The organism is Roseburia sp. OM03-7AC (assembly GCF_003462625.1).
Taxonomy (GTDB): Bacteria; Bacillota; Clostridia; order Lachnospirales; family Lachnospiraceae; genus Roseburia_C; species Roseburia_C amylophila.
On sequence record NZ_QTZJ01000031.1, the window covers coordinates 241 to 627 of the forward strand.

1 pseudogene is annotated in these 387 nt (G+C 35.7%); it reads right to left on the reverse strand.

The features are described from left to right. Positions 1–335 (reverse strand): annotated as a pseudogene (locus DXB39_RS15140) (hypothetical protein); the annotation flags it as partial. Positions 336–387: the final 52 nt, after the last annotated feature.

The following is a 387-nucleotide window of genomic DNA, read 5'->3' on the forward strand; positions in this document are numbered from 1 at the left end:
GCTTTTTTAGCAGCTCTTTTTTCTTTTACCTTTTCCTCTTTTTCTCTGTTCTCTTTTGCTTTTCGTTCAGCATTCTCTTTCGCTATTTTCCCATCTGGATCATTTGTACCAGATGCTGTCTCTATAATATTTCCGTTTGCATCAATCATATAACTCTGATTTGTCACAGTGCCCAAACATCCATTAATCGTATCTTTTGTACAATCCGGAATGGCTGCTAAGTTTTCCTCCAAATACTTTGCTTTTTCCGGATCATTCATGCACTTTTGTAAAAATGCACTTGAAACAGATACCGTTGTCGGAATACCCTGCATTGAAGTCAGCCCTATATTCATATAATGGTATTTTCCTTGCAAGTATTTTGAATAATCATTTACATTGCTATAC